Below are 24,897 nucleotides of genomic sequence, written 5' to 3' on the forward strand. Positions count from 1 at the left end.
CACTTTTGGTAGCGCTAACATTTGTGCGCGGAAAAGGGGAGGGAAAAGTTCGCATTTACAGCTCCCCGGCCCAAGGCGGGTTGGCACCGGCGCGGGACACCGTAACCGCCGCCACTTTTGCACCATGCTCCATTGCCTGTTGCAGAACGTCAGGCGGCAGGGCGGCCAGCTCGGGTTTCGTCAGCCGCCCAAGCTCAGACAGTTTGGCAAGAACGCCTGCGTTGAATGTGTCGCCAGCCCCGACGGTGTCGGAGATTTTGGCCCTGACCGCAGGCACGCGCACTTCACCGCCGTTCGCAAGATAGCCGGTTGCACCTTCGCCGCCGCGTGTCAGGATCAGTACGGATGGCCCACGTTCCAGAAGGAAGGACACTTTCTCGCTCAGCGACAGCGGTTCCGGCTGCAGCCAGTTCAGATCTTCGTCGGAGACCTTCACGATATCCGCTTGCGACACCATCCTGTCCAGCCGGGCGCGGTAGCGTTCGATGTCCTGAATGAACCGCGGCCGGATGTTCGGATCGATCATCACTGCACGCCCCTCGGCCTCGCGCTCCAGCAGCGCGGCATAGGCACCGGCGCAAGGCTCAGAGGCCAGGCTGATCCCGCCGAAAAACAGCGCCGAGACCTCCTGAGGGAGCTTGGGCATGTCGCCAGGCGCAAGCATGCGCCCGGCTGAGTTCTCGTCGAAGAAGCAATAGGTGGCATGGCCATCCGCCAGGCGCACGAAGGCCAGCGTGGTGGGGCGGCCGGACTGGATCACCAGCGAGGTGTCAACGTGACTGGCCTTCAGCGCCTCGGCCAGCTGTCGCCCGAACATGTCGGCGGACAGGCCGGTCAGCATGCCGACCCGCACCCCGAGCCGTCCCAGCGCAATGGCCGTGTTGAACACCGCCCCGCCGGGATGGGGCACGAATCCTTCCGCCCCGTCCACAGTTGGCGCGGGGATCATGTCGATCAGGGCTTCTCCGCAGCACAGGATCATGTTTCCAAGCCCCCCTTGGCCTGCTCTTGCCCGGTATAGGTGCACAATGCAGCTTCGCATCCTTCCGACCAGATCAGGCTGAGCCAGCGCGAAAACTCCACAGCGAACCATTGGTTGCCGGCCAGATCACCGTAGATATCATGCTGTTCGAGCCAGGCTTGCGGGCGCAGCCTTGCGGCCATTGCAGCCTCAGCCAGCGCTTCCCAGTTGGGGTCGTTGGCCTCAATCCCGGTGCTGTCCTCCCGGGTCCCTGCACACATGCGCGCCCAAAGCGCCTCGACCAGGCTCAGTCCTGCGATCGGTCCGCCTGCTGCCAGCGCGTCACGCAGGATGGGATGGACAAATCCCGGGTGCCGGGAGGAGCCGTCAAAGGCGACCCGCCGGACCGTGTCGCGGATGGCGGGGTTGGAAAACCGCCGCTCGATCAGTTCGGCATAGTCTTGCGGGTTCATTCCCGGAACTGCTGCAACGTAAGGGGCAATCTCCTCTTGCTGGACCTTGCGGAACAGCGCGGCAATCAGCGGATGCTCCATGCAGTCGGCGATGGTCTCCAACGAAAACATCTCTCCGGCATTGGCCAAAACCTGGTGGCCCGCATTCAAAATGCGGATTTTCATCACCTCGTAGTCATGCACGGCGGGTGTGAACACCGCCCCTGCCTTATCCCAGTCGGGCCGGCCCGCACAGAAGTCATCCTCGATCACCCACTGGCGGTAGTTTTCATGGGTGACGGGGGCGGCATCCTCAATGCCCAGCTTGCGGGCAAGGGCGATCTCATTGGGGCCGGTCGCGGGCACAATGCAGTCGACCATCGAATTCGGGAAACTGCAGGTCTGATCGATCCAATCCGCCAGCTTCGGGTCGGTGAGCCGTGCCAGCGAGACCACCGCCTGCCGGGTGGCGTTGCCATTGCCGCGCAGGTTGTCGCAGCTTTGAACGGTAAATGGGCCGGCTCCGGCATCGCGCCTGGTTTTCAGCGCAGCTGCAATGGCTCCGAAAACAGTGCAGGGACGGGTTGGATTCTCCACGTCATGACGAATGTCGGGGTGCCGCGCATCCAACCCGCCGGTGCCCGGGTCCACGAAATAGCCGCCCTCGGTCACGGTCAGCGACACAATGCGGATCGCCGGATCCGACATGGCGCGGATCAGCGCGCCGTTTCCGTCTTCTATCGGCAGGTAATCGATCATCGCGCCGGTGATCTCGGCCGAGACGCTGCCGGGCGCCAGTTCAATCAGGGTGGTCAGGCAGTCCTGCGCCAGCAGCTTTTCCCGCATCGCGGCATCATAGGGGCGCACCCCCGCGCCGATGATGGCCCAGTCCCGTGCCAATCCCTGCTGCATCAGCCGGTGCAGGTACCAGGCCTGATGGGCGCGGTGGAAATTGCCAAGGCCAATGTGGATGATCCCCGGCTTCAGCGCGGCGCGGTCGTATCCGGGGCCTGCAACACCTTCGGGCAGGTCCTTCAGCGCCTCCTGGCTCAGTTTCACCGGGGCGCGTTGTGCTGTTTCCCGTTCCATCAGCTCATCCATTGTCCGCCATCCACGTTGTAGGTTTGGGCGACGACATAGCCGGCCTCGTCCGAGGCCAGAAAAACTGCCATGCCGGTCAGGTCCTCCGCCCGTCCCATGCGCCCGTAAGAAACCGCCTGTGCGACCTCTTGTTTCTTCTGGCCGGGCGCCTTGCGCTCATGCTTTGCAAAGAGCGCATCAACGCCGTCCCAATGCTCACCTTCGACCACACCGGGGGAGATGGCGTTCACGTTGATGCCGTGCCGGATCAGGTTCAGGCCCGCCGATTGGGTCAGGCTGATGACAGCGGCCTTGGTGGCGCAATAGACCGCCACCAGCGGTTCCCCCCGCCGGCCTGCCTGGCTGGCCATGTTGATGATTTTGCCGCCTTCACCGCGGTCTATCATGTGCTTTGCCACCGCCTGCAGAGTAAACAGCGTGCCGGCGACATTGACGGGAAAGGCGCGGTCATAGTCGTTGCGGGTAATCTCCGTCACCGGTGCTGCGGTAAAGACGGCCGCGTTGTTGATCAGGATGTCGATCCGGCCCAGCTCAGCGGCCGTTTCGGCCACGGCCTGACCAATGCTGGTCTGATCGGTGATATCCAGCCGGACGGCGATGGCAGCGCCGCCCAGTTCTTCCGCTGCTGTCTGCGCGCCTTCGAAATCAATGTCGGCGATGGCCACACGGGCGCCTTCGCGCACGTAGGCCCCGGCGAAGGCACGCCCGATGCCCCGGGCGCCGCCGGTTATCAGCGCCGTTTTACCTGCCAGCCGCTTCATGCGATCCGCAGCCCCTCTGCGTCAAACTTATGGATCACATCGGCGCGCGGCGTCATGAAGATACGGTCTCCGTGGCGGAACCCGACCTCCCCGCCGGCCCGCACGGTGATGGTCTCGGCCAGACCGGTGCCGTGAACATGGAAGAACGTGTCAGATCCCAGATGTTCCGAAACACTGACCACACCCGACCACGCACCCGCCTCGCCCGAGACCTCGATATGCTCGGGACGGACGCCGATGGTATGGGCACCGTGTTTGGCGGCCTCCGCGCCCTCGATGAAGTTCATCTTGGGCGAGCCGATAAAGCCAGCCACGAACTTGTTGCGCGGAGTGTGGTACAACTCCAGCGGCGAGCCGACCTGTTCGATCACACCGGCATGCAGCACCACGATCTTGTCGGCCATGGTCATGGCTTCGACCTGGTCGTGGGTCACATAGATCATTGTGGTTTCAAGCCGCTCGTGCAGTTCGGAGATCTCCAGCCGCATGCCCACGCGCAGGGCGGCGTCCAGGTTCGACAGCGGCTCATCAAACAAAAAGGCCGAAGGCTCCCGCACGATGGCACGGCCGATCGCCACCCGCTGGCGCTGGCCGCCGGACAGCTGGCCAGGACGGCGGTCCAGGTAATCGGTGAGGTTCAGGGCATTGGCCGCGGCTTCGATGCGGCGGTTCTGCTCCTCAACCGGGACCTTGGCCATCCGCATCGGAAAGGCGATGTTCTTGCGCACCGACATATGCGGATAGAGCGCGTAGGACTGAAACACCATCGCCAGGCCGCGCTTGGCGGGTGGCACATGGGTGGCGTCTTGCTTGTCAATGCGGATCTGGCCGGAGGTCACGTCTTCCAGCCCGGCGATCAGCCGCAAAAGGGTGGACTTGCCGCAGCCCGAGGGGCCAACGAAAACCGTGAATTCGCCGTCATCGATGGTCAGATCCAGGGGCGGGATGACTTGCACGTCGCCAAAGCTTTTGGAGACCTTGTCCAGAGTGATGCGTCCCATGTCGATGTCTCCTTATTTCACAGCGCCGAAGGTCAGGCCGCTGACAAGTTGTTTCTGGCTGAACCAGCCGAGGATCAGGATCGGGGCAATGGCCATGGTGGAAGCCGCGCTCAGTTTGGCGTAGAACAGGCCCTCGGGGCTGGAGTAGCTGGCGATGAAGGCCGTCAGCGGGGCCGCCTTGGCCGCAGTCAGGTTGAGCGTCCAGAAGGCTTCGTTCCAAGCCAGGATCACGTTCAGCAGCAGGGTGGAGGCGATGCCGGGAATGGCCATCGGCGTGAGGATATACAGAACCTCTTCCCGCAAGCTGGCGCCATCCATCCGGGCCGCTTCCAGGATCTCGCCGGGGATCTCCTTGAAGTAGGTGTAGAGCATCCAGACGATGATCGGCAGGTTGATGAGCATCAGCACGATCACCAGGCCGATCTTGGTGTCCAGCAGACCCAGTTTGATGAAGATCAGGTAGATCGGGTACAGCACGCCGACGGCAGGCAGCATCTTGGTGGACAGCATCCACAGGAGGATGTCCTTGGTTCGTTTGGAAGGCACAAAGGCCATCGACCAGGCGGCGGGCACTGCGATGAGGATGCCGAGGATGGTGGAGCCGCCGGCGATGATGATGGAGTTCCACAGGAAGCGGCCGTAGTTGGAACGCTCCTGCACCACCGAATAGTTCTCCAGCGTCCAGTCGAAGAACAGGAAGACCGGCGGATCGGCGATGGCCTGGGCTTCGGTCTTGAAGCTGGTCAGGATCGTCCAGAGGATCGGGAAGAAGATCAAGAGGCCCACACCCCATGCCAGGGCAGTATTCAGGGCTTTGCGTTGCGATGTGATTGCACGTGCCATGAGGGCCTCCTTAGGCGTCCAGGTTCTTGCCGACGATGCGCATCAGGAAGACGGCAACGATGTTGGCGAGGATGATGGCGTAGACACCGCCAGCGGATCCCAGCCCGATGTTCTGGCTCTCCAGCACCCGCTGGAAGATCAGATAGGTCAGGGTCTTGGTGCCAAAGGCGCCCTGGGTGGTGACGAAGATCTCGGCAAAGATCGACAGCAGAAAAATAGTCTGGATCAGAACCACCACCGTGATGGCGCGCGACAGATGCGGCAGGGTGATATAGGCAAAGCGCTTCACCGGCGGCGCGCCGTCCATTTCCGCCGCTTCAAGCTGTTCGCTGTCCAGCGACTGGATGGCGGTCAGCAGGATCAGCGTCGCGAACGGCAGCCACTGCCAGCTGACAATCAGGATGATCGACTGAGTCGAAGCCTCGGTCAGCCAGACCAAAGGCTCGGCGCCGAAGGCGCGCCAGACATGGGCGAGCAGGCCGTTGACCGGATCCATGAACATGTTCTTCCAGACCAGCGCCGACACGGTGGGCATCACGAAAAAGGGCGCGATCACCAGAATGCGGACGATGCCGCGGCCCCACATCGGCTGATTGAGCAGGATCGCCAGCAGCACGCCCAGGACCACGGTGATGGCCAGAACGCCGCCGACGATCACCAGCGTCGCCTGAACGCTGGGCCAGAAGGCGCTGGAGGAGACAAACCGGACATAGTTGTCGAAACCGACCCAGCCCAGGTCGCCGCCGCGCAGCGGCAGGAATTTCTTGAACGAGAAGTAGAGCGTCATCGTCAGCGGCACCAGCATCCAGCCCAGAAGCAGGATCACGGCCGGCGCCATCATCAGCCGGGCTGCGGTGCGGGCGTGTTTCGTGCCGCCTTTGTGATCCGCCGCGGCGGGCTGGCTTGCCGCCTTGGGCGGGGCCATCGTCAGCCGGTCCGCGGGTTGGGAGTGTTGCGTTGCCATTTGGTGTACCTCCTCCGTTGACGGCACGCGGGCCGCCTTGGACGATTATGCGCTCTGGGGGATCGCTGGGGCCAGAGGGCGGCGCTCTGGCCGCCCCCGGGTGTCCGTGCGGGAGATCAGTAGCCCGCGGCTTCCATTTCATCAGTTGTCAGCGCCTGGGCCTTTTCCAGGGCTTCGTCGACGCTCTGCTGGCCGGCCAGTGCCGCGGCGAATTCCTGCCCGACCTGGCCTGCGATGCCGGCAAATTCGGGGATCGCGGCAAACTGCACGCCGACATAGGGCACCGGATCCACCGTCGGATTGGTCGGATCGGCCGACTGGATGCTCTCCAGCGTCATCCGGGCAAAGGGTATATCCTTGTAGTTGGGGTTCTCATAGAGCGAGCTGCGCGCGCCCGGCGGCACGTTTGCCCAGCCGTCCTTCTCAGCAACCAGCTCGATGTATTCCTTCGAGGTGGCCCACTGGATGAACTCCTTGGCGGCATCGGCCTTCTGGGTGCCGGCCGGTATTCCCAGCGCCCAGGCCCACAGCCAGTTGCCGCGCTTGCCCTTGCCGGTGTCCGGCGCCAGCGCAAAGCCGACCTTGTCGGCCACGGTGGAATCCTCGGGGTCGGTCACAAAGGACGCCGCCACGGTGGCGTCGATCCACATGCCGCATTTGCCCTGCTGGAACAGCGACAGGTTCTCGTTGAAACCGTTGTTCGACGCGCCCGGAGGGCCGGCGTCGTTCATCAGGTTGACGTAGAACTCCAGCGTTTCCTTCCACTCCGGCTGGTCGAACTGGGCTTGCCAGTTCTCATCGAACCAGCGTGCGCCAAAGGCGTTCGCGGTGGCGGTGAGAAAGGCCATGTTCTCGCCCCAGCCGGCCTTGCCGCGCAGGCAGATGCCATAAATGCCGTTGTCCTTATCGGTCATGGCGCGGGCAGCCTCGGCGACAAAATCCCATGTCGGCGCCTCGGGCATCTCAAGCCCCGCCTGCTCCATCAGGTCGGCGCGGTACATGATCATCGAGCTTTCGCCGTAGAAGGGTGCCGCATAAAGCGTGCCGTCGACGCTGAGACCGCCGCGCATCGCAGGGAGGATGTCCCCGGCATCATATTCGGCCGGCAGGTCATCCAGCGGCAGCAGCCAGCCGTTCCTGCCCCAAATCGGGGTTTCATACATGCCGATGGTCATGATGTCGAACTGGCCGCCTTTGGTGGTGATGTCGGTGGTCACACGCTGGCGCAGCACGTTTTCCTCCAGCGTCACCCATTCCACTTCATGGCCGGTCTTGGCGGTGAAGTCCCCGGTCATGCCCTGCATGCGGATCATGTCGCCGTTATTCACCGTTGCGATGGTGATGGTCTCGGCAGAAGCGCTGCCTGCTGCGATCAGCGACATGGCAGTTGCCGCACCCAATGCGTAGTTAGCAAACATCCTCTACCTCCCTGTTGAGATGCCATCCCAAGAATAGCGATGCAGCTGTGCCTGCGTCAATTTAATTTTTTACGCGCGTAAAGTTTTGAGCGTACCCGGAAAATCAGCGGCTTAGGCGGACCCCCGCATGACCAGCCGGCCGTCAAAGAGGGATTCCTGCCGCGAATCAGGCGGGTTTTCCGCCTCGATCAGTTCCATCAGGGTCTCGGCGCTTTTCCTGGCGATGGCCCCGTAATCCTGCGACACCGTCGTCAATGTCGGGCAGGTGTAGCGGGAGAAGGGGTGATCATCATGCCCGGCAACACGCATGGTGCAGTCAGCCCCGAGCCCAACCCGTATCCCTGCCTCATAGGCGGCCGACAGAAAGCCGATCGCCAGGCGGTCGTTGCTGCAAAGGATCGTATTGGTCGGCAGATTCCTGTCGCGCACAACCCGGGTTCCTTCCCGAAAACCGATTTCTTCAAACTCCCAGCCTTCTCCGGCAGCCTGGATCAGGTGCGGCTTGTGGTTCAGCCGTTCCATAGCCGAGAGATAAGCATTGCGCCTCTTGTAGGCGTTCGGGTTCGTTGGGTCTCTCATCTCGAAAAATGCCGGCGGCTCACCTGTCCGGCACAGATAATCCACAATAAGGCCAATGCTTTGGTCATTGTTGGAGCCAACAAACGCCTCACCTGCAGAACCGGCGCTGGCGTCGAACAGCACCGTCGGCACCTCTTCGCAGAAGGCAGCAATGCGCGCCTGGTCAGACGCCCGCCCCAACGGCGCCAGCAGAACACCGGCCGGTTTGAGCAGCCGCAGGTTTTCCAGGTTTTCGATCTCCTGTTCGGGGCTGCCATGGGACCCCAGCAGGACCGGGCGGTACCCTGTGCCCAGAATGTGCTCCTCGACGTTGCGCGCAATTTCAGCAAAGAAGGGATCGGCAAGATAGGGCACAACGATGCCGATATTTTTTGTCAGCCTGCGGTTCTGATTGATCGCATAGAGATTGGGCCGGTAGTCGTAGCGGTCAAGCGCGGCCTCGATGCGCTTTCTGGTCGAAGCCCTCACGCTGGATGGATCGTTGAAGAATTTCGACAGCGTCGGACGTGAAATGCCGCTAACCGCGGCGAATTCCTCCATGTTCCTTATCTTTTTGCCATCCATGAAGGTGCTCGCTTTGTTTGCACGGGGTATGGCAAGGCCAATATGGACATGCCTGAAATGTATTTACTATCATAATTGACGCGCGGAAAATATACACCCTGTTTCGCAGGTAGCACCACAACTTCCGGAAAGCATGTGCTGCAACGCCGTGAGTTCGCGTAGCACGAAAGCCGGGTGCCGCGCATTCATTGATGCAAAGAAGACGGCCTTGACGGAGGTTATTGGCTTGGCGGGTCCAGGGGGATTCGGAATTGATCACGATGCCAGCGTCCGGCACAGCCATCACCAGCAGGAAAGCCAAAGAAAGGCGCCTGAACAGCAGCGCGGCGCACGCGCCGCTCCGAGCCAGGGCGATGTCCAAAGCAGACCTCTTTGCCAGCGACACCGGCGGCGGCTTTGCCGAAGGTTTCTCGATGCGGGCCGCGGTGCTTCGGTAGCGTTCGTGTGCAGCCCGGCTCTTGACTGGAAATCTGACAAGGAAGAAGCCGCGGGGGGCTGAGCGGCGGCTATGGGGCAAGTGTGCAGCTGGCTGCGGCCGTACGCTCCAGGTTCCGCCGGAGCGGAAATTGAAACCGGCGCAGTCTTCGATGCAAGGACGGTCGTTTCGTCATGAAACTGACTCCCAGGGAGGGCGTACGGCACATCAGCTTGTGGCCGTGCCGGTGGATTTCGACGATGCGCATTGGCTGCCGCGGCAGGGGCACGGCCAGCACAGGGTGAGCGGGGACGGTCTCAGCGGTCTCCTGCGTTTCTGTCCGGGCGGTCTCTGCGCGAGCAAGCCGCGGATGACCGGCATGAATCAGCATCCCGACATTGCCCCCGGCCAGGCCAGGCGCCCATGCGGCGGCATACAGGGAGACCCGGCGAGTGTACCGGCGCAGGCGCTCCTCTGCTTCATGGCGCCCCGCAAAACGCCGGCGTTCCCGTCGCGCGAGCGGCCAATCCGCCTCGCCTTCGTTTTTGTGCCAGAACCCGGCTGACACCAACCACCCGGTTAAGGAAACTGCGCCGTCCTCGTTTCTCAAGGCAAGCATCGGCCGGCCGGAAACGCTTCGCAGCAAACCAAAAGTCCGGTTTGAACCGCTGCACTGCCGAGGACACTAAGCGTTGGATGATTGCTATGGCAAAGGTTTTCCATGCATCTCTCTGGGACGCGGCAGATGATTGAGGATTTTCCGCAATTCATGTCACTAGAGGAAATCGCCATCCGAGGGTTGATGCGCACCTGATCGCCGATCATGCCGCCCACCTCGGTCATCGGGCTGCGGATCTAGGTCAGATCTGCCGAAGTGCAGAGCACCACGCCATTGTCGCGCACTTCGCCCTAGGTGTCCGGCGTCAGAAACCGGCAACATCGCCAAAACACCTCCCGAAGTCCTGAGGGAACGGCTTCCGTCTCAGCCGGAAAAGGTCTTGGACAGCACGTCAGCCGAGGTCCGGGCAGCCGCTGCCGGCATTCTCGGAACCAGTGCTTTCACGAGATCAAGCATGGCCAATGTTCCGACAGGCTTGCCCTTATCCAGAACCCGGAAAATTTTGGACGCATCCCCTCCGGACAGGGTGATAAGCGTTTCCAGGGTATCTTCAGCACTTACATCTGCCTCGAATCCCAATTCCGGCGGGGTTTCGTTCATTACCGAACGGACCCGCAACACCCGGGCTCGGTTGATGTCGCTGACGAAGTCTTCGATATAGGGGGCAGCGGGATTGAGAAGTATGCTCTGCGGCTCGCCCTGCTGGACCACACCGCCGTCTTTCAGGATCACCAGGTGATCGGCCAGTTTCAACGCCTCATCCAAATCATGCGTGATGAAAATAATGGTTTTGTGCAGTTCCTCCTGCAACTCCAGCAGGAGGTTCTGCATGTCTGTGCGGATCATGGGGTCAAGCGCCGAAAACGCTTCGTCCATCAGCATGATGTCGGAATTCGAAGTCAATGCGCGGGCGATTCCGACACGTTGCTGCATCCCGCCAGAGAGCTGCGCCGGGTAGCGGCTCTCATAGCCTTCCAGACCAACCCGCGCCAACCATTGCCGTGCTTCGCTTTCGCGTGCATCCTGATCAACCCCTTGCGCCTGAAGCGCCAAGGCAGCGTTCTGAAGAACCGTGCGATGCGGGAAAAGCGCAAACTTTTGAAAGACCATCGACATGCGTTTCTGCCGCAGCTCTCGAAGGTCGGTCTGCGACAGCCCCATGACGTCTTTCCCGTCAATCAGAATTTCACCGGCGGTGGGCTCGATCAGCCGGTTCAGGTGGCGGATCAGCGTGGATTTGCCCGATCCTGACAGGCCCATGACGACAGTGGTTTTACCTGCCGGCATATCGATATTGATGTCCTGAAGGCCCAGCACGTGTTTGTGGCTGGCCAGCAGTTGGGATTTTCCCACCCCTGCCCTGACATGCTGCATCATCGCAACAGGGGTTGCACCGAAAATCTTGTAAAGGCCGCGCAGCTGGACTTTTGAAGTGCTGATCATGGGCGTGTCCTCAATGCGTATCATGGGTGGCGTTGAGCCGCGAAAGCGCGGCCTTTGAAGTCCGGTCAAGAATGATTGCAAGCAGCACGATGCCGAGTCCGGCGACGATGCCAACACCAAGTTCAAGATTGCGGATGCCGCGCAGCACCAGGACACCAAGCCCGGGCGCCGACACCAAGGAGGCGATCACAACCATCGCCAGGCTCATCATGATCGTCTGGTTCACACCCGCCATGATGTTGGGAAGCGCAAGCGGCAGCTCGACTCCCAGTAGCTTTTGGCGCCGGTTCATTCCAAAGGCATCCGCTGCCTCGATCAGGTCCTGGTCGACCAGCCGGATGCCCAGATCGGTCAAGCGGATCACGGGAACAATGGCGTAAAGGATTATGGCAATGCCATAGAGCTTCGACTCGGTCACCGAGAACAGGAAGATGAGCGGGATCAGATAGACAAAACTGGGTAGTGTCTGAAGCAGGTCCAGAACAGGCAAAACGACACTTTGCAGCCTGTTCGACTTGGATATCAAAATCCCGATTGGAACTCCCAGGACCACGCAGATTCCGGTGCATACGAAAATGATCGACAGGGTTTGCATGGCCACATCGAGATGATCGATAAATCCCAGGAAGACGAAAGCGCCCAACACGAAACCGGTGACAGCGGAGGAGCGCGACAAGACCCAGACCAGCAGCACAAGCAAAGGGACAAGGATCCACCAGGGAGCCGCCGAGAAAACAAAAAGAGCGGAATCCAGCGCCCAGGATAATGGCTGGGTCAACGGGTCGAGGACCAGCTTCAATCCGTCTTTGGCGGCTAGAAACATACGTTCTATCGCCGCAGTCATCTCGCGGGTCTGAGCAATTTGCAAACAGCTTTCATGCAGGGTGTCGAGCGACGGAAACGGGAAGGTTATGGAAGCCGGGTCTTCGGTTTTTCCGTTCACTTGCCCCAAAAGCTGCGTCATGGACATCGGCCCGCCACCCGCGCCCTGATCACACCATTCGCGCAGGCCAAGCGCATCAAACAGCCCGTCGTAAAATGCCATCATTCTCTCATTCTGATGCCTAGGGAGCTTCCGCCGGGCGGAACCGGCGGGAGCATGCCGCGGGTTCTATGGATTACTGGAGCAAAGCGCTCAGATTGCCGCGCGCGGTGTCATCAAGCCAGCCGCTCCAGGTGTCCTTATAGGTTGTCAGGAAATGCACGGCGGCTTCTTCATATGAGGCGCCTTTCTCTTCTTGCCAGGCCAGCACGGCGCCCATCTGATCGTTGGTGAAGGACATCCGTTTCAGAAACTCGACAACCTCGGGTTCGCGCTCCAGAAGGCTGGGGGCCACGGCGGTTACAACTTTGGATGTCGGATACGGAGACAGGCGCGGTGCGGAGCAGGTCGCATCGGTATTGCACGCGTGCGCCTCGGCATCGAAGGGCCCGGTATCGACCAGTACCATGGGATACTTGCCCAGAACTGCCGTTGGAGCCCAATAGTATCCGAACCAAGGCTTTTCATCAGCATAAGCCGCCGCAATGGAGGTCGCGAGGGTCTCGCCGGAACCAGGCTGGAACCTGGCGATATCCGCCCCTGCCATGTTTACGGCCAAAGCGTTGTTAGTGTTCACTATTTCGCAGGCCCAGCCCGAGGGGCAATCGTGGAAACGGCCGCCGACCAGATCCGGGTTTTTCAGAATGCCATCCAGCGTTGCCAACTCGGGATGCCGTTCAACGAGATAGGCCGGCAGCCACCACCCCTCAACCCCGCCATCAGACAGCACCGGGCTCAGCTCGACGAGCTTGCCTTCGCCGCGCAGCTCTTCGTAGACGGGCGAGGTGTTTGTCCATAACTCTGTCAGGATATCGGGTTCGCCGGTTTCCGAAATCGAGGCCATCGCGGTAAGTGTCGAAGACGGCACGGTGGTGACTGAGCAGCCGTAGCCGTTTTCCATCAAGAACCCGGCAACAGCCGTAACGACAGCAGATGATGCCCAGTCCATTTCAGTGATCGAAACCTCCCCGCAGCCGGCCCATGCCGAATTCGCGCCGAAGCCAGTGGTTGCCGCGGCAATGGCGGCGATGAGTTTGATATTCACAGTTTCCTCCCTGGTGATTGGTGGCAATCAGGTCAGGCGCTGTTTCACGAGCCCCTGCCCAAGGTCTTGCTCAGGACGCGTAGTCAGGCTCGGTCTTGTCCAAGAGCCGGCGCATCGCCCGGAAGTGGAAATCAACCTGCGCCTCGTCGAACATTTCTGCCGCCATCCTGGCGGCTTTGCCGTCCGGCAGCAGCTTCAGCGGCAGCCCGGACGACATCGCTGTAATCTGGTATTCGCAGGCGGCTTCGAAAAAGTAGAAATCGTCATAGGTCTTAGCCACGGTGGGGCCGATCACTGTTACTCCGTGATGCGCCATGACAACGACTTTTCCGTCGCCAATCATCCGCGCTATGCGGCTGCCCTCACTGTCGTCAAAGGCGGATCCATTGAAGTCTGAATCGTAGCTCACTTGCCCATAGAACCGCAGCGCGTCCTGATGAAAGTTCTGCAAACGGCCGCCCTCGATGCAGGACAGCGCCGTCGAATAGGTCGGGTGGGCATGCAGAACACACCGTGCGCGCGGCACTTCGCGGTGAATGTGCGAGTGGATGTAGAAGGCAGACGCTTCGATCTCGCCATCGCCTTCGATGACCTCACCTTGCTGATTGACCAGCAACAGGGACGAAGCGGTCACTTCTGACCAGTGGAGCCCACGGGGATTCACGAGGAACAAGCCGTCGTCGGCCGCCAGGGAAAAATGGTTATCGACAGCACGCTGCCAGCCATTGCGTGATGCAAGCCGAAATGCAGCTGCCAGCGCGACGCGATCCTGCAAATATTTTGGGTTTGGCATGATTTCTCCGGAAACTAGCTGTTTACGGTGTGAACCTGCCATGGGGAAATGAGTGAGTCGCCTTGCAAAATATGTATTTTTCCATAATGTTTTTGTTATGCATGGATATCGCAGGAATATTCCGTCTCTTGGCTTGATGGTTGCTTTCGATGCGGCGGCCCGCCATCTGAGCTTCACGGCGGCCGCGGCTGAACTTCGGGTGACGCAGGCGGCAATCAGCCGCCAGATCAAGTCTCTGGAAGAGTTTTTGGGATTTTCTCTGTTTGAGCGGCGCAACCGCTCGGTTGTTTTGACCCGGGAGGGAATTCAGTACCACCTTGCTGTTGGCAGCAGCCTGAAAAATCTGGCCGAAACGGCGTTGAACCTTGCCAAGTCTTCCGCGGGAAGCCCGCTGGTCATTGGCTGCACCGCAGCATTCTCAACCTATTGGCTGATGCCACGGATCGCGCTGTTCCGGCAGCAGCACCCCGATATCGAATTGCGCTTTGCCATTGAGGACCGGCTTGTTGACCTGCGCCTGACGGGCATTGATCTTTCGGTCCGGTATGGCGGCGGAGACTGGCCCTATCTGCGGCAAAAGCACTTGTTCGGCTCGGAAATCGAGCCACTGTGCAGCCCGAATTACTGGCGGAACCGTCCAAAGATTTCCAACCCTTCGGAACTTCTGAAGGAATCCCTGCTCGACCTAGAGATCCCTGTCGACATGACATGGCAAACCTGGTTGCGGACCCATGCAGCGGAATTCCCGGCCGGAATTAAGCGTCTTGTCATGGATCAATACCCGGCATTGGTTCAAGCCGCTCTAAGCGGGCAAGGCATAGCCCTCCTGGGTTCACCACTGGTCGACGATCTGAAGGCATCCGGCGCCTTGATAAATCCGACAAATTTTGTGAGCGAACCTTTTCCAGGCGGCTACTACTTGGTGAGCCCATCTGGCGTTCCGGTTTCAAGCCGACAAAGGCAATTCGAAGACTGGCTGCTGGGTGAGGTGCGCGTGAGCGGCTCGGCGTCCCCTTGACCTTCGCATTCGAACGATTGCTTCGCTTGACGCAATAGCAGGAATTCCAGGCCGGCGGAAGGACATCACCCCTGGCCTCGTCCTCGTCCCCCTTTGCGATCACGGGATCTCTGACGGTGCATTCAAGGAGTGCGAACGCATCGAAGATACGGACACATTCATCATGGAAGTCCAAGCATGTAAGGTTGGGGACAGTCCGTCTGGGCGCCGTTCATGCCCGCTGCGCTCAGCGTTCCCTTGCACCCTGATTGACCCGTTAACCGGCTGCCGAATGGTCTAGCGCTCCATTGCCCCCTTGCCTGCTAGGATCTTGTCACGGAATTTTTCGATCCGGGCGTTGCGGGTTGCCGGTTTCTTGGCCTGGGCGATGCTGAACATGTAGCTTCTCTGCCGCCCCGGTGTCAGTGCATAATATGCCTCGGACAGTTCCGGATCTGCGCCCAGTGCCTCGCCCAATTCGTCAGGCATAGGGATCTCGCTTTGGATCTTTGGCGGCTTCGTGCCTGCCTTGGCGTGGTCCATCAGCTGTTGCAGATAGGCCTGGATTACAGGTGTCATAACAGCAACCTGCCCGGCGCTGATGAAACGGAGCATACTCGGCGAACGGCTGTTCGGCCCTTGCGGCTCAAGAACGCGTTCGGTGTCCTCCAGGAGACCCGCGTTCATGAAGGTCAGGCGGAAGTCGTCCCGGAAGGCGCCCAAAAGCGCAATATTGCGGCCTGCGAACATGTAAACGGGGTGGGCCCATTTCACCGTTTCCTGCAGATCCATGCCGAGACAGATACGGCGCAGTTGATCAAGGCCCTGGCTCCATTGTCTGGCAGAGCAATCGGGCGTGGCAAACCTGTCGCACCTGCCGCAACCCCTTGTGAAGAAATCATCGGAGTCAGTGATCATCGGCATTGGTTGATATCCCTCATGTTTCAATTCTTTCATTTGCAGGTTTGACCGTTTTGCCCCCTGCTGCGTCTCTTGGCGCACAAAGCGCTTTGGGATCAGCTAACCGGCAAAAGTCTCTCAAGACCACAGCTTTGGTGCCTCTATTCGTTTGCGCTGCACTCCAGGCCGCCAGCAAACGCGGATTTGCCGCCCGCTGGTGTTCACGTTTGAAGGCCGAGCTTGAACAGGAGGAGAAAACCTTCGGCCGCTGCGAAGTCGCCCTCTGCGCGGACGGCACCCGTGGATGCAAGATCCGCCAGAGGGGTGCTGCCGTAGACGGCGGCCGCCAGCGTGTTGCCAGTGCCTGATAGAACAAAGGGCGCCTCCGGGGAGGTGACCACAGTGGTTTGCAGCCGACCGCCGGACAACCGCATCTCAAAGGCCTCGCTGCCGAAATCGAAGCCGGCCAGCGCCTCGCGGCCTCCGGTCCTGTCCCGCATCAGGTTCACCCCCATCGAAATCATCAGCGCCGAGGGGCTGATGAAGCGGCTGGGGTCGTGTCCCGGCACCGTCAGCGCCCAGCGGCACAACGCCTCAAGCACCGGCAGCAGACTGCGGCCCGCATCCGTCAGCGCGTAGATCCCCAGCCGTTCCGCATGGTCCACCACGCCCACCGCCGCCAGCTGCTCCAGCCGCCCGGCAAGCACGCTGGCGGTGATGCCCGGCAGCCCATTGCGGATCATCTGGAACCGCTTTGGCGCAAACATCAGCTCGCGCACGACAAGCAGCGCCCAGCGGTCGCCGATCAGGTTCAACGCATGCGCTGCCAGGCAGCCTTCATCATAACGGATACGCGGGGATTTGCCTTGCTTGGTCATTTTAAAGTACTATCAGTTGTTTTTTACTACTGCAACTGGCACGTTGGATCTGCAGGCGGGATTCGCCTGCATGTGTTTGAGTGAAAGGATGTCAAAGTGACTTATTACACCGGCTTCACCGCGGCTGTTCCGGCTGCAAACAAGCAGAAATACCTTGATCACGTGAAGGCCGCCTGGCCGCTGTTCAAATCCTACGGCGCTGCCCGCATGGTAGAGACCTGGGGCGCAGATGTGCCGAAAGGAAAGGTCACTGATTTCTTCGGCGCCGTGAATGCCAAGGCGGATGAAGCCATTGTGTTCTCCTGGATCGCCTGGCCGGATAAGGCAACGGCGGATGCGGCGTGGGCAAAGATGGAAAGCGATCCTGCGATGAAGGCCCTGGCGGAGATGCCCTTTGACGGCAGCCGCATGATTTACGGCGGCTTCTCGCCTGTCTTCGAGCGGGGCAATCACACCGGCGCGGGGTATTATCAGGGTTTCCTGCTGGCAGTGCCGGAAAAGAACAAGGCGGCCTATGCCAAGATGGCGGAGGAAGGCTGGAAGATGTTCGAAAAGGGCGGCGCGCTTGGCCTGATCGAGAACTGGGGCGAGGATGTGCCGCACGGCAAGAAGACTGATTTTTACCGCGCCACCAAAGCTGCAGAGGGCGAGGTGCCGGTGTTCAGCTGGTCTGCCTGGCCTGACCGTGCCACCTGTGACGCCGCCGCCAAGGCGATGGAGGCGGAGATGAGCGATTTCGACGCATCTCAGCTGCCGTTCGACGGCATGCGGATGATGTGGGCTGGGTTCGAGCCGATTTTCGATTCCGGAGAAAACTGAAATCATGACGCTCACGCTCATCACCTGAGACTGGCTGCCCGGGTTTCCCCGCGGGTTCGTGAGCGGCAGCGCAAGCGGCAGGCGACGGCATAGCGCAGCCGCATTTACCAGATTGAGAGCTTGCCGCTCATCCCAGGCGCGGCACACCGGAAGATGCCGCCGATTGAGCAGGTGCCGCAGTGGCTGTTCGCCGCACGGAACACGGTCGGGGCTGGCGTCATCCACAGGGAGACAAGGGTGCTTGCAGAACGGATGCCGGAGTTTCCGGTCCTGCACCGGCAACTGGTGCCGCCCGTGCCGCCGCTGGTGAAGTCTGGCCGGCCCTGAACCAGTTTGTGTGAGGAGGAATGCAAATGAACGTTGCGAAGAATACGGTGTGCCTCTGGTATGATGGCGCCGCCGAGGCTGCGGCCCGTTTTTATGCCGAAACCTTCCCCGGCAGCGGGATAAAGGCAGTGCGTAATGCGCCCAGCGATTTTCCATCCGGCAAGGCCGGCGATGTTCTGATGGTTGAGTTCACCGTTCTTGGCATCCCCTGCCTGGGCCTGAACGGCGGGCCGACGCTCAAACACAGCGAAGCCTTCTCCTTCCAGGTCTCCACCGAGTATCAGGAAGAGACCGACCGCTACAGGAACGCCATCCTCGGCAGTGGCGGCGAGGAAAGTGCCTGCGGGTGGTGCAGGGATAAATGGGGGGTCTCCTGGCAGATCACGCCGCAGGTCCTGATGGAAGCGATGGCTGCGGGCGGAGGCGAAGCGGAGCGTGTGTTTAAGGCGATGATCGGGATGAAGAAGATCGACGTTGCTGCAATCGAAGAGGCACGGCGGGGCTGACCTGCCGAAGGCCCCCGCGAAGGCCGTGCGTTTCCGGAGATATCAAGGTTGAGGAACATGACTTTGGGCGCGGCCGCTTCGATGCTGCCTTTGGCGTAATGATCCCTGAGCTGGCACGGGGCCAGCCGGCGATTGGCGCTGAACAGCAGGGGCATGGCCACCCGCCGCTGCATGGCGCGCCGGTCACGCTGGAAACCATGCGCCGCGACGCCCTTAGGGTGCTGGGCGCATTGCCGGTCGCGAAGGCCCATGCGGCTGGCTTCTCGGCAAGCTGCATGCCGGGCTGGAGCCGGCTATGAATATGGTGCAGCAGTGTGAGAGCCTGCCCCATGTAAGGCAGATCGTGCGTCATTGCATTGATGTGCCGATCCTCAGGTTGAGTGAGAAAGCACGTTGAGGAGCTTTCCCATGGGGTCGAAAAGATAAAACCGGCGAACACCCCAGGGTTCGTTCTTCAGTTTATATTCGATAGCGTGCCCAAGGTTCTTGGCACGCTGATAGACAGCATCAACGTCTTCGACCTCGATCGAGAGATCGGGAACCGGAGTTCCCGCCCCCCCTCCGAAGCGATGCTTATCTGAGTTTGGGCGGTTTCGCCCGACGCCAGCGTCACGATCCAGCCATGATCCATGACAACGCTCAATCCGAACAGGTCAGAATAGAATTCTCTGACCTGCCCGACAGAACTCGCGGCAATGTTCGGAACGATACGTTTGACAGTCATGTTCGCACTCCCTGTTTGGCAACGGCATATCACCAAGCTGCCATCATGGCGGTACCGCTGCGCCTTGCCAGAGCTCGCGAACGGCGCAGCGAAAGGTGGCGCGCGCCGGAGCGGCCTTCCGCGCTGATTGCGGCGGGAATGCCGCATCTGAGGTGATCCACCCTTAGAGTCAGGAAACCGGGGGGCTGAGGCCGGCGGACAAGCAACACCAGCCAGAGGAAATAGTTCAGAAGCTGCGGCTGCGGGACCTCCCGATCAGAAGACCCGGCGAGCTTCCAAACCCCGGGGGCCGCGGCTTATCTTCAGCGCCCGATCGGGACGGCTGATCGATGGAGGGGCATCGGGACAGTGCCACCCAATCCGCCTGAAGCAGCGGAAATGCTGCCCGATGCCAGCCTGCGAGGCTTGAGGCATGTCAGCCCGCGATCAGGTAAAGGCCGCTGACGATGGCAAACAGCAGCACCGCGATCCGCAGACCTGGTCCACCGATCCTGCTGTGCGTCATCCGTGACAGCGCGCTGCCCAGCATGACAGCCGGGAACAGGTATACGGCCGCCTGCAGCTGCACGGCTTCCATGCGTCCGGCGAGCGCAAGAATAATCAGGGAAATCACCTCGCCCGCAAGAAAGCAGATCGCCACCGTCGAGCGCAGTACGGGAGCTGCGGCGTGCTGGTAGAGCAGCGCCAGCGGCGGGCCGCCGATCCCGGTGGAAGTCTCTGTGACTCCGGTAAAGAGACCAACGCCCAAGGCGGCGGGGCGGGTTGGGTCGAAGCGCGGCGCAAGCAGCGCGACCCCGGCGGCGATGATGGTGAACCAGCCGACCGCCAGGTCAAGCTGCCGGCCGCTGAGCATAACCAGCAGCCACAGCCCCGCGAACGTGCCCGCAAAACGGCCCAGCGTGATCCACCCTGCCCCGTTCCAGTCGACCTCTTCGCGCTCACGCCAGGCTACGTGGCTGTTGAGCGGCAGCATCAGGATCAGCAGCGTGACTGGCAACAGCGACGGCTCCACCAGCCCCAGCACCGGGGCCACGATCAGCGCAAAGCCGATACCCAGCGCGCCTTGGATGAAGGCCGCGGCAAAAACCACGGCCGACAGGATCAGCATAACGTCGAAAGTCACTTGTTCCCCGCCTGTTTCTGCAGCATCTGAGCCCGGTGTTCCGTAGAGACCGGATGGATGCGCTGGATGCCTGCCCCGGCGATTGCAGCATCAGACAGTTCGCGCACCTCAGCCATCAGCGTCTTGGCATCCCAGTCCAGCGGCCAGCCCTGCCAGAGGCGCAGCACGCCTTGCGTGAAGACCGCATCGATCTGGTCCCGGCTGCCATAGCGTACCAGCTCCCAGATCAGGTCATGCGAGGGGGTGAACTCGGGCCGGTCCAGATCGACCAGCAGGAAGTCCGCCGCCAGCCCGGTTGCTATGTCGCCTGTGACCGCGCCAAGCCCTGCCGCATCGGCAGCACGGACAGTAGCGGCCTCCAGCCACAGCCAGCCGCCGCCGCAGGAGCTGTCGCCGGTGGCAAGGCCGAAGCCCGCCCGCTGCAGGCTTTCGCCTGCATCCATCAGGCGGAAGCCGTCGGCGCGGGTGCCGTCGGTCCCCAGGCCAAACCGGATGCCCAGCGCCTCCATCTGCAATGCGGGCGCAATTGCGTTGCCTTTCCAGACACTGGCGACGGGGTTGTAGGCCACCGCGGTGCCGCTGTCGCGCAGGAGGTTCAGCTCCTGCGGCGTCACAAGCGTGGAATGAGCAATCAGCACATGCGGCCCCAAGGCCCCAAGGGCTGCAAGATGCTCCAGCGGGCGGCGGCCGCGTGCCACCAGGGAACGCTCCACCGCCGCCAGATGCTCGTTCACATGGGACTGGAACACCACGCCCGCTTCCGCAGACAGGCTTGAAACACTGGCGAGCATGGCGTCGGTCGCCACTTCCGGAATGGAAACCGCCAGGGAGGGGTGGACCAGCGGATCACCTTCCCAGGCGGCCAGGTGCTGCTCCGCCCGCGCCAGGATCGTGGCCCGATCCGCCACTTTGGCGGTGCCGCCCAGGTCGTTGCAGATGTACCCCACCACGCTGCGCAGGCCGGTTTCCCGCGCCGCGGACGCCAGCGCGCCGATGCAGCCGTCGGATCGGGTGCCCGCATCCACCGCAGCCGTGAAACCGCCGCGCAAGCACTCCAGCGCCGCCAGCTTGGCCGACAGGTAGACCAGATGCTCATTCAGGCTGGCTTCCAGCGGCACCCAGATGCGGCGGAAGATTTCCGAAGGCTCGCCGAACACCAGCGACTTGCCCAGCGACTGGGTCAGATGGGTGTGGCTGTCGATGAATCCCGGCATCATCAGATGGTCCGGCAGGCGCACCGGGTCCAGCTCGGGATGCCGGGCGCAAAGCGCCCCGGCAGTATCGATGTCATGGAACCGGCCCGCGCGGACCAGAACGCCCAGGCCGCTCCGGCACTCCCCCTGATGGAGGAGCTTTCCGGGCAGGAGGAGAAGGTCGCCGCTGGTGGCAAGGCGATTCTTGAGGGCGGTCATTTGCTTGCCTCCGCTTCGACGGTGATGGCTTCGGGTTCACCGGGGCGGCTTGCGCGCCCCACGTGTATGAAAAGCGCATTCACCACCGCGGCCGTGATCGTGCCCATGGCCAGGCCGTTGCCGAGGATCATCTGCGACCACTTCGGGAACTGGCTGTAGAGATCCGGGATCAGGGTCGGCAGCAGCCCCATGGTGAGCGCGGCAGCCAGCGTATACATGTTGCCGTGGTCGCGCAGATCGACGCGGCGCAGCATGTCGATGCCAATCACGCCGATGATGGCAAAGACGATGACGGCGGTGCCGCCCACGACAGGGCCGGGCAAGGCGGACGCCAGGCGGCTGACCGGGGCCAGGATGGCGATCAGGATCAGGATCACGCCGGCAGCTGCGGTCACATAGCGCGATTTCACGTTGGTGGCGCGCACGATACCGATGTTCTCGCCCGAGGTGATGATCAGCGAGGTGCCGAACAGCCCGCCAATGAGCGAGGTGATGGCATCGCCGCGGATGGTCGAGGGCACGATATCCTGCGCATTGCCGCTGCGGCCCGCGATTTCAGCGGTCGCCAGGGTCTGGCCGGTGGCTTCGGCCATCGAGATGATCGAGAAGATGATCAGCGGCAGCGAGGCAAAGATATCGAATTTGGGCATCCCGTAGGGCAGCAGCTGCGGCACCGCGATCACCGGACCGGTGAACAGGCCGGTGATTTCCGCCTCGCCAATGGTAAGCGCGATCAGCGTGCCGCCGACCAGGCCCAGCATCACCGCCAGCCGCTGCAGCGTGCCGGACAGGAAACGGGCGCAGAGAATGGTCAGCAGGATGGTCGCCCCTGCCAGCGCAATCTTGATCGGATCGGCATAGCCCTCGGTGCCCGGCTTGCCGGTGATGGTGCCGCCGAAGATCTTGACCAGCTTGACCGACACCAGCAGCAGCATGGTGCCCACAACAATCGGCGGGAAGAACACGATCAGCCGCCTGAACACCGGCAGCGCCGCGAAGTAGAACAGCGCCGTCATGATCACCGCCCCCACAGCGGTTTGCACATCGGTCTGCACGGCAATCGCCATGAAAATGAAGATCGGCGCCCCGCCCGGCACCATGATGAACGGCAGCCGGGCGCCAAAGCCGCGCGGGCCGAAGCTTTGCAGCAGGGTGCCGAAACCGCAGACCAGAAAGGTGGCGCTGATCAGCGCAACGGTCAGGCTTTCATCGAAATTGAGCGCGCGGGACACCAGGAACACCGCCGTGATCGGCGAGGCCGCCATCACCAGAACGTGTTGCAGCCCGTAAATGGCAAGGCTGCGCGGCGGCAGCATCTCGTCCGCGGGGTCGCGGGTATGCGTTTGCGAGTGTGTTGACATCTTTTCCTCCCTTTGGAGCCCGCCATCCCACGGGCAGAACCGGAACAAACCGTGCAAAATTACATGCAAACCGATTTGCATGATGATTTGGCTTAGCACGGAAATTGATTCGCGCAAACCGATTTGCTAAACAGCATGCACTGGCCATGGCCGGGCAGCGGGATGAGGCAGCGATGAAGAAACCGACAATCAGCGATCTAGCGCAGGCGGCGGGGGTTTCGAAAACCACGGTCTCCCACGCCTTCAGCGGGCGGCGGCACGTGGACCCGGAAACCCGCCAGCGCATCGAGAAAATCGCGCAGGAGATCGGCTACAGGCCGAACCGGGCCGCGCAGCATCTGCGCACCGGGCGGACCGGGATGATTGCACTGGCATCGTCGATGCCCTTCTCGGTGGCGGCCGGCCCCTCCCGGCTTGGTTTCCTGATGGAGATCGCGGCCACTGCAGCGGTGGCATCATTAACGCGGAACATGGCGCTGTGCCTGATCCCGCCGTTTCAGTCCGGGGCGCAACTGGACGCCATCACACCGGACGGGGTAATCCTGGTCGAACCGTTCCAGGATGATCCGCTGGTGCAGCATTTCACGAGTCTGGGAGTGCCGGTTGTTTCGGTTGGCCGCGTTCCCGGACGCGGCGACATCCCCCATGTAGATCTGAATTCCCACGGCACCGCCCGGCTGGTGCTGGAGCATCTGCGCGCCTCCGGTGCCTCCCGCATCGGGCTGGTCACCGGCGCGCAGCGGCGCAATTCCTATCTCGAGACAGAGGCCGCCTACCGGTCATTTTGTGATGAGACCGGCACCGAGCCTGCATTCCTGCAGTTGGATGAGACCGGCGGCGAAGTCCTCGCCGCAGAAGCGGTGGCTGGTTTGCTGTCCAGCATTCCGGACCTTGACGCGATGTTTGTACCGGTTGATGCCTTCGCCTCGGGCGCGGTCACGGCAGTAACGGCCAAGGGATTGAAAATTCCGCAGGATATCAAGATCGCAACGCGCTACGACGGGCTGCGTGCCAAGCTCTCCCAGCCGCCGCTGACAGCCGTGGAACTGCACCTGGAGGCCATCGCAGACCAAGCTGTCGGGCTATTGATGGCTGCGATCGGCGGCGGGATAGCCGAGGCTGTCAGCGCCCCGCTTCCGGACCTGGTGCTGCGCGAGTCCACTGCGTGCGGGCCACAGCCTTAGCGGGTAGAACCAGGAGATGCGCTGACCACCGCTAATACGATCGACATATAAGGGTTTGACGAACGGCTTGCCCGTCCATGGGTTCCTCGTCTCGATCAAGTTGCCGGGCATGACCATTGTGAAGGTACAGCCTTTGCAACGCGGCTTCATCAGATGCCGCATGTCGGACTTTCCCTCTAGGGCGAGGTGGCTGAATTGTTCATGTGGTCCATCATGCTCTTCAGGGGTCAATGGACCACGGCCATTTTTCACCTGAAAATTTAACACTTAGATGTGATGGCGGAGGGAACGGGCCTGAAATCCAATTTTCTCTGACTTTTCTGTTCGAGATCAGAGGCAGGAAACCCATACTCCAGAGCCTCGGCTTTACCGGCACCGGTGTGGGACGAACTTTTCCCCGCCAAGCAGGCGCGGATCGTGGCGCTGCTGGTGGAGCGCGTGGACGTCAGCTTGGACGGCTTGAGCGTTTGGCTCCGGGTCGACGGCGTCAGCGGCATCGCTCGCGAGATGCTGGCTGGCAAAATGGACGCAGCAGCATGACACGCGGAACGCAGATAGGGGGCGTGTGTGAATAATGTCCGCTCCAGCTAATATAAACGCTTCCAATGTTAGCCGGAGATTACAAAAGGATGCCCCCCCATCCGGGAGGCAGGCCCGCTGCCTAT

General features: G+C 61.5%; 25 protein-coding genes and 1 pseudogene. 6 read left to right on the forward strand and 20 right to left on the reverse strand.

The annotated features are described in order from the left end of the window. Positions 1-55 precede the first annotated feature (55 nt). From OKQ63_RS13455 to OKQ63_RS13510, 13 genes and pseudogenes are all read right to left on the reverse strand, one after another. The gene (locus OKQ63_RS13455; RefSeq protein WP_264210586.1) at positions 56-982 is read right to left on the reverse strand and encodes a carbohydrate kinase family protein; all 927 of its coding nucleotides are present in this window, start codon (positions 980-982) and stop codon (positions 56-58) included. Continuing rightward, on the reverse strand, positions 979-2,514 hold the full coding sequence (locus OKQ63_RS13460) for a mannitol dehydrogenase family protein (protein WP_264210587.1): 1,536 nt from the start codon (positions 2,512-2,514) through the stop codon (positions 979-981). Before OKQ63_RS13460 ends, OKQ63_RS13455 begins: the two co-directional genes overlap by 4 nt. Continuing rightward, positions 2,502-3,275 carry an L-iditol 2-dehydrogenase gene (locus OKQ63_RS13465; protein ID WP_264210588.1) on the reverse strand — a complete coding sequence of 258 codons (774 nt, stop codon included), beginning with the start codon at positions 3,273-3,275 and terminating at the stop codon, positions 2,502-2,504. Before OKQ63_RS13465 ends, OKQ63_RS13460 begins: the two co-directional genes overlap by 13 nt. Beyond that, positions 3,272-4,276: an ABC transporter ATP-binding protein gene (locus OKQ63_RS13470; protein WP_264210589.1), complete on the reverse strand. Its 1,005-nt coding sequence runs from the start codon at positions 4,274-4,276 to the stop codon at positions 3,272-3,274. The genes OKQ63_RS13465 and OKQ63_RS13470 overlap by 4 nt, the downstream gene beginning before the upstream one ends. A gap of 12 nt (positions 4,277-4,288) precedes the next feature. Then, the gene (locus OKQ63_RS13475) at positions 4,289-5,119 is read right to left on the reverse strand and encodes a carbohydrate ABC transporter permease (protein WP_264210590.1); all 831 of its coding nucleotides are present in this window, start codon (positions 5,117-5,119) and stop codon (positions 4,289-4,291) included. Positions 5,120-5,129: 10 nt separating this feature from the next. Continuing rightward, entirely contained in the window at positions 5,130-5,960 is an 831-nt protein-coding gene (locus tag OKQ63_RS13480; RefSeq protein ID WP_264213923.1) for a carbohydrate ABC transporter permease, read from the reverse strand. Between the two features lie 239 nt (positions 5,961-6,199). Beyond that, positions 6,200-7,501, reverse strand: coding sequence for an ABC transporter substrate-binding protein (locus OKQ63_RS13485; protein ID WP_264210591.1), 1,302 nt, complete (start codon positions 7,499-7,501; stop codon positions 6,200-6,202). 111 nt (positions 7,502-7,612) lie between these two features. Continuing rightward, entirely contained in the window at positions 7,613-8,644 is a 1,032-nt protein-coding gene (locus OKQ63_RS13490; RefSeq protein WP_264210592.1) for a LacI family DNA-binding transcriptional regulator, read from the reverse strand. Between the two features lie 629 nt (positions 8,645-9,273). Further along, positions 9,274-9,431 (reverse strand): annotated as a pseudogene (locus OKQ63_RS26235) (IS91 family transposase); the annotation flags it as partial. A gap of 610 nt (positions 9,432-10,041) precedes the next feature. After that, on the reverse strand, positions 10,042-11,121 hold the full coding sequence (locus OKQ63_RS13495; RefSeq protein ID WP_264210593.1) for a quaternary amine ABC transporter ATP-binding protein: 1,080 nt from the start codon (positions 11,119-11,121) through the stop codon (positions 10,042-10,044). A 10-nt stretch (positions 11,122-11,131) separates the two neighbouring features. Next, complete coding sequence (locus OKQ63_RS13500; protein WP_264210594.1) at positions 11,132-12,166, reverse strand: ABC transporter permease; 1,035 nt, start codon at positions 12,164-12,166, stop codon at positions 11,132-11,134. Between the two features lie 73 nt (positions 12,167-12,239). Further along, positions 12,240-13,208, reverse strand: a complete 969-nt coding sequence (locus OKQ63_RS13505; RefSeq protein ID WP_264210595.1) for an ABC transporter substrate-binding protein — start codon at positions 13,206-13,208, stop codon at positions 12,240-12,242. A 70-nt stretch (positions 13,209-13,278) separates the two neighbouring features. Beyond that, a complete protein-coding gene (locus OKQ63_RS13510) occupies positions 13,279-14,001 on the reverse strand; it encodes a class II aldolase/adducin family protein (protein ID WP_264210596.1) in 723 nt (240 codons plus the stop codon). A gap of 52 nt (positions 14,002-14,053) precedes the next feature. Between OKQ63_RS13510 and OKQ63_RS13515 the strand changes: the two genes are divergently transcribed. Then, positions 14,054-15,019, forward strand: coding sequence for a LysR substrate-binding domain-containing protein (locus OKQ63_RS13515; protein WP_264210597.1), 966 nt, complete (start codon positions 14,054-14,056; stop codon positions 15,017-15,019). Between the two features lie 276 nt (positions 15,020-15,295). On the opposite strand, the gene OKQ63_RS13520 is transcribed toward OKQ63_RS13515, so the two are convergent. Both OKQ63_RS13520 and OKQ63_RS13525 read right to left on the reverse strand, forming a co-directional pair. After that, on the reverse strand, positions 15,296-15,922 hold the full coding sequence (locus OKQ63_RS13520; RefSeq protein WP_264213924.1) for a YdeI/OmpD-associated family protein: 627 nt from the start codon (positions 15,920-15,922) through the stop codon (positions 15,296-15,298). Between the two features lie 197 nt (positions 15,923-16,119). Next, entirely contained in the window at positions 16,120-16,776 is a 657-nt protein-coding gene (locus OKQ63_RS13525; protein WP_264210598.1) for a winged helix-turn-helix transcriptional regulator, read from the reverse strand. A 96-nt stretch (positions 16,777-16,872) separates the two neighbouring features. Between OKQ63_RS13525 and OKQ63_RS13530 the strand changes: the two genes are divergently transcribed. From OKQ63_RS13530 to OKQ63_RS13540, 3 genes are all read left to right on the forward strand, one after another. Next, positions 16,873-17,595 carry a DUF1428 domain-containing protein gene (locus tag OKQ63_RS13530; RefSeq protein ID WP_264210599.1) on the forward strand — a complete coding sequence of 241 codons (723 nt, stop codon included), beginning with the start codon at positions 16,873-16,875 and terminating at the stop codon, positions 17,593-17,595. 353 nt (positions 17,596-17,948) lie between these two features. Then, a complete protein-coding gene (locus OKQ63_RS13535) occupies positions 17,949-18,428 on the forward strand; it encodes a VOC family protein (RefSeq protein WP_264210600.1) in 480 nt (159 codons plus the stop codon). 98 nt (positions 18,429-18,526) lie between these two features. Beyond that, positions 18,527-18,727: an alpha/beta fold hydrolase family protein gene (locus tag OKQ63_RS13540; RefSeq protein ID WP_264210601.1), complete on the forward strand. Its 201-nt coding sequence runs from the start codon at positions 18,527-18,529 to the stop codon at positions 18,725-18,727. 72 nt (positions 18,728-18,799) lie between these two features. Here OKQ63_RS13540 and OKQ63_RS26125 read toward each other — a convergent pair whose 3' ends face one another. The 5 genes from OKQ63_RS26125 to OKQ63_RS13560 all read right to left on the reverse strand — a co-directional run bounded on the left by OKQ63_RS26125 (position 18,800) and on the right by OKQ63_RS13560 (position 23,048). After that, positions 18,800-18,955, reverse strand: coding sequence for a VOC family protein (locus OKQ63_RS26125; protein ID WP_350356311.1), 156 nt, complete (start codon positions 18,953-18,955; stop codon positions 18,800-18,802). Beyond that, entirely contained in the window at positions 18,883-19,152 is a 270-nt protein-coding gene (locus tag OKQ63_RS13545) for a VOC family protein (protein ID WP_264210602.1), read from the reverse strand. Before OKQ63_RS13545 ends, OKQ63_RS26125 begins: the two co-directional genes overlap by 73 nt. Positions 19,153-19,567: 415 nt before the next feature. Continuing rightward, a complete protein-coding gene (locus OKQ63_RS13550) occupies positions 19,568-20,275 on the reverse strand; it encodes a sulfite exporter TauE/SafE family protein (protein WP_264210603.1) in 708 nt (235 codons plus the stop codon). Beyond that, a complete protein-coding gene (locus OKQ63_RS13555) occupies positions 20,272-21,687 on the reverse strand; it encodes an amidohydrolase family protein (RefSeq protein WP_264210604.1) in 1,416 nt (471 codons plus the stop codon). The genes OKQ63_RS13550 and OKQ63_RS13555 overlap by 4 nt, the downstream gene beginning before the upstream one ends. Then, on the reverse strand, positions 21,684-23,048 hold the full coding sequence (locus tag OKQ63_RS13560) for a uracil-xanthine permease family protein (RefSeq protein WP_264210605.1): 1,365 nt from the start codon (positions 23,046-23,048) through the stop codon (positions 21,684-21,686). The genes OKQ63_RS13555 and OKQ63_RS13560 overlap by 4 nt, the downstream gene beginning before the upstream one ends. Positions 23,049-23,221: 173 nt before the next feature. On the opposite strand from OKQ63_RS13560, the gene OKQ63_RS13565 reads away from it, so the two are divergent. Beyond that, positions 23,222-24,232 (forward strand): LacI family DNA-binding transcriptional regulator, encoded by a 1,011-nt coding sequence (locus OKQ63_RS13565; RefSeq protein ID WP_264210606.1) that lies wholly within the window; start codon positions 23,222-23,224, stop codon positions 24,230-24,232. A 417-nt stretch (positions 24,233-24,649) separates the two neighbouring features. Then, the gene (locus tag OKQ63_RS13570; RefSeq protein ID WP_350356282.1) at positions 24,650-24,772 is read left to right on the forward strand and encodes a hypothetical protein; all 123 of its coding nucleotides are present in this window, start codon (positions 24,650-24,652) and stop codon (positions 24,770-24,772) included. The last annotated feature ends 125 nt before the right edge of the window (positions 24,773-24,897 follow it).

This window comes from Leisingera thetidis, from assembly GCF_025857195.1.
GTDB lineage: Bacteria > Pseudomonadota > Alphaproteobacteria > Rhodobacterales > Rhodobacteraceae > Leisingera > Leisingera thetidis.

Excerpts from the sequence above, each read along its gene's own strand:
- OKQ63_RS13455 (WP_264210586.1), bottom strand. The coding sequence starts at position 982 with ATGATCCTGTGCTGCGGAGAAGCCCTGATCGACATGATCCCCGCGCCA.
- OKQ63_RS13460 (WP_264210587.1), bottom strand. The coding sequence starts at position 2,514 with ATGGATGAGCTGATGGAACGGGAAACAGCACAACGCGCCCCGGTGAAA.
- OKQ63_RS13465 (WP_264210588.1), bottom strand. The coding sequence starts at position 3,275 with ATGAAGCGGCTGGCAGGTAAAACGGCGCTGATAACCGGCGGCGCCCGG.
- OKQ63_RS13470 (WP_264210589.1), bottom strand. The coding sequence starts at position 4,276 with ATGGGACGCATCACTCTGGACAAGGTCTCCAAAAGCTTTGGCGACGTG.
- OKQ63_RS13475 (WP_264210590.1), bottom strand. The coding sequence starts at position 5,119 with ATGGCACGTGCAATCACATCGCAACGCAAAGCCCTGAATACTGCCCTG.
- OKQ63_RS13480 (WP_264213923.1), bottom strand. The coding sequence starts at position 5,960 with ATGATGGCGCCGGCCGTGATCCTGCTTCTGGGCTGGATGCTGGTGCCG.
- OKQ63_RS13485 (WP_264210591.1), bottom strand. The coding sequence starts at position 7,501 with ATGTTTGCTAACTACGCATTGGGTGCGGCAACTGCCATGTCGCTGATC.
- OKQ63_RS13490 (WP_264210592.1), bottom strand. The coding sequence starts at position 8,644 with ATGGATGGCAAAAAGATAAGGAACATGGAGGAATTCGCCGCGGTTAGC.
- OKQ63_RS13495 (WP_264210593.1), bottom strand. The coding sequence starts at position 11,121 with ATGATCAGCACTTCAAAAGTCCAGCTGCGCGGCCTTTACAAGATTTTC.
- OKQ63_RS13500 (WP_264210594.1), bottom strand. The coding sequence starts at position 12,166 with ATGGCATTTTACGACGGGCTGTTTGATGCGCTTGGCCTGCGCGAATGG.
- OKQ63_RS13510 (WP_264210596.1), bottom strand. The coding sequence starts at position 14,001 with ATGCCAAACCCAAAATATTTGCAGGATCGCGTCGCGCTGGCAGCTGCA.
- OKQ63_RS13520 (WP_264213924.1), bottom strand. The coding sequence starts at position 15,922 with ATGCCGATGATCACTGACTCCGATGATTTCTTCACAAGGGGTTGCGGC.
- OKQ63_RS13525 (WP_264210598.1), bottom strand. The coding sequence starts at position 16,776 with ATGACCAAGCAAGGCAAATCCCCGCGTATCCGTTATGATGAAGGCTGC.
- OKQ63_RS13535 (WP_264210600.1), top strand. The coding sequence starts at position 17,949 with ATGAACGTTGCGAAGAATACGGTGTGCCTCTGGTATGATGGCGCCGCC.
- OKQ63_RS13540 (WP_264210601.1), top strand. The coding sequence starts at position 18,527 with ATGATCCCTGAGCTGGCACGGGGCCAGCCGGCGATTGGCGCTGAACAG.
- OKQ63_RS13545 (WP_264210602.1), bottom strand. The coding sequence starts at position 19,152 with ATGACTGTCAAACGTATCGTTCCGAACATTGCCGCGAGTTCTGTCGGG.
- OKQ63_RS13555 (WP_264210604.1), bottom strand. The coding sequence starts at position 21,687 with ATGACCGCCCTCAAGAATCGCCTTGCCACCAGCGGCGACCTTCTCCTC.
- OKQ63_RS13560 (WP_264210605.1), bottom strand. The coding sequence starts at position 23,048 with ATGTCAACACACTCGCAAACGCATACCCGCGACCCCGCGGACGAGATG.
- OKQ63_RS13565 (WP_264210606.1), top strand. The coding sequence starts at position 23,222 with ATGAAGAAACCGACAATCAGCGATCTAGCGCAGGCGGCGGGGGTTTCG.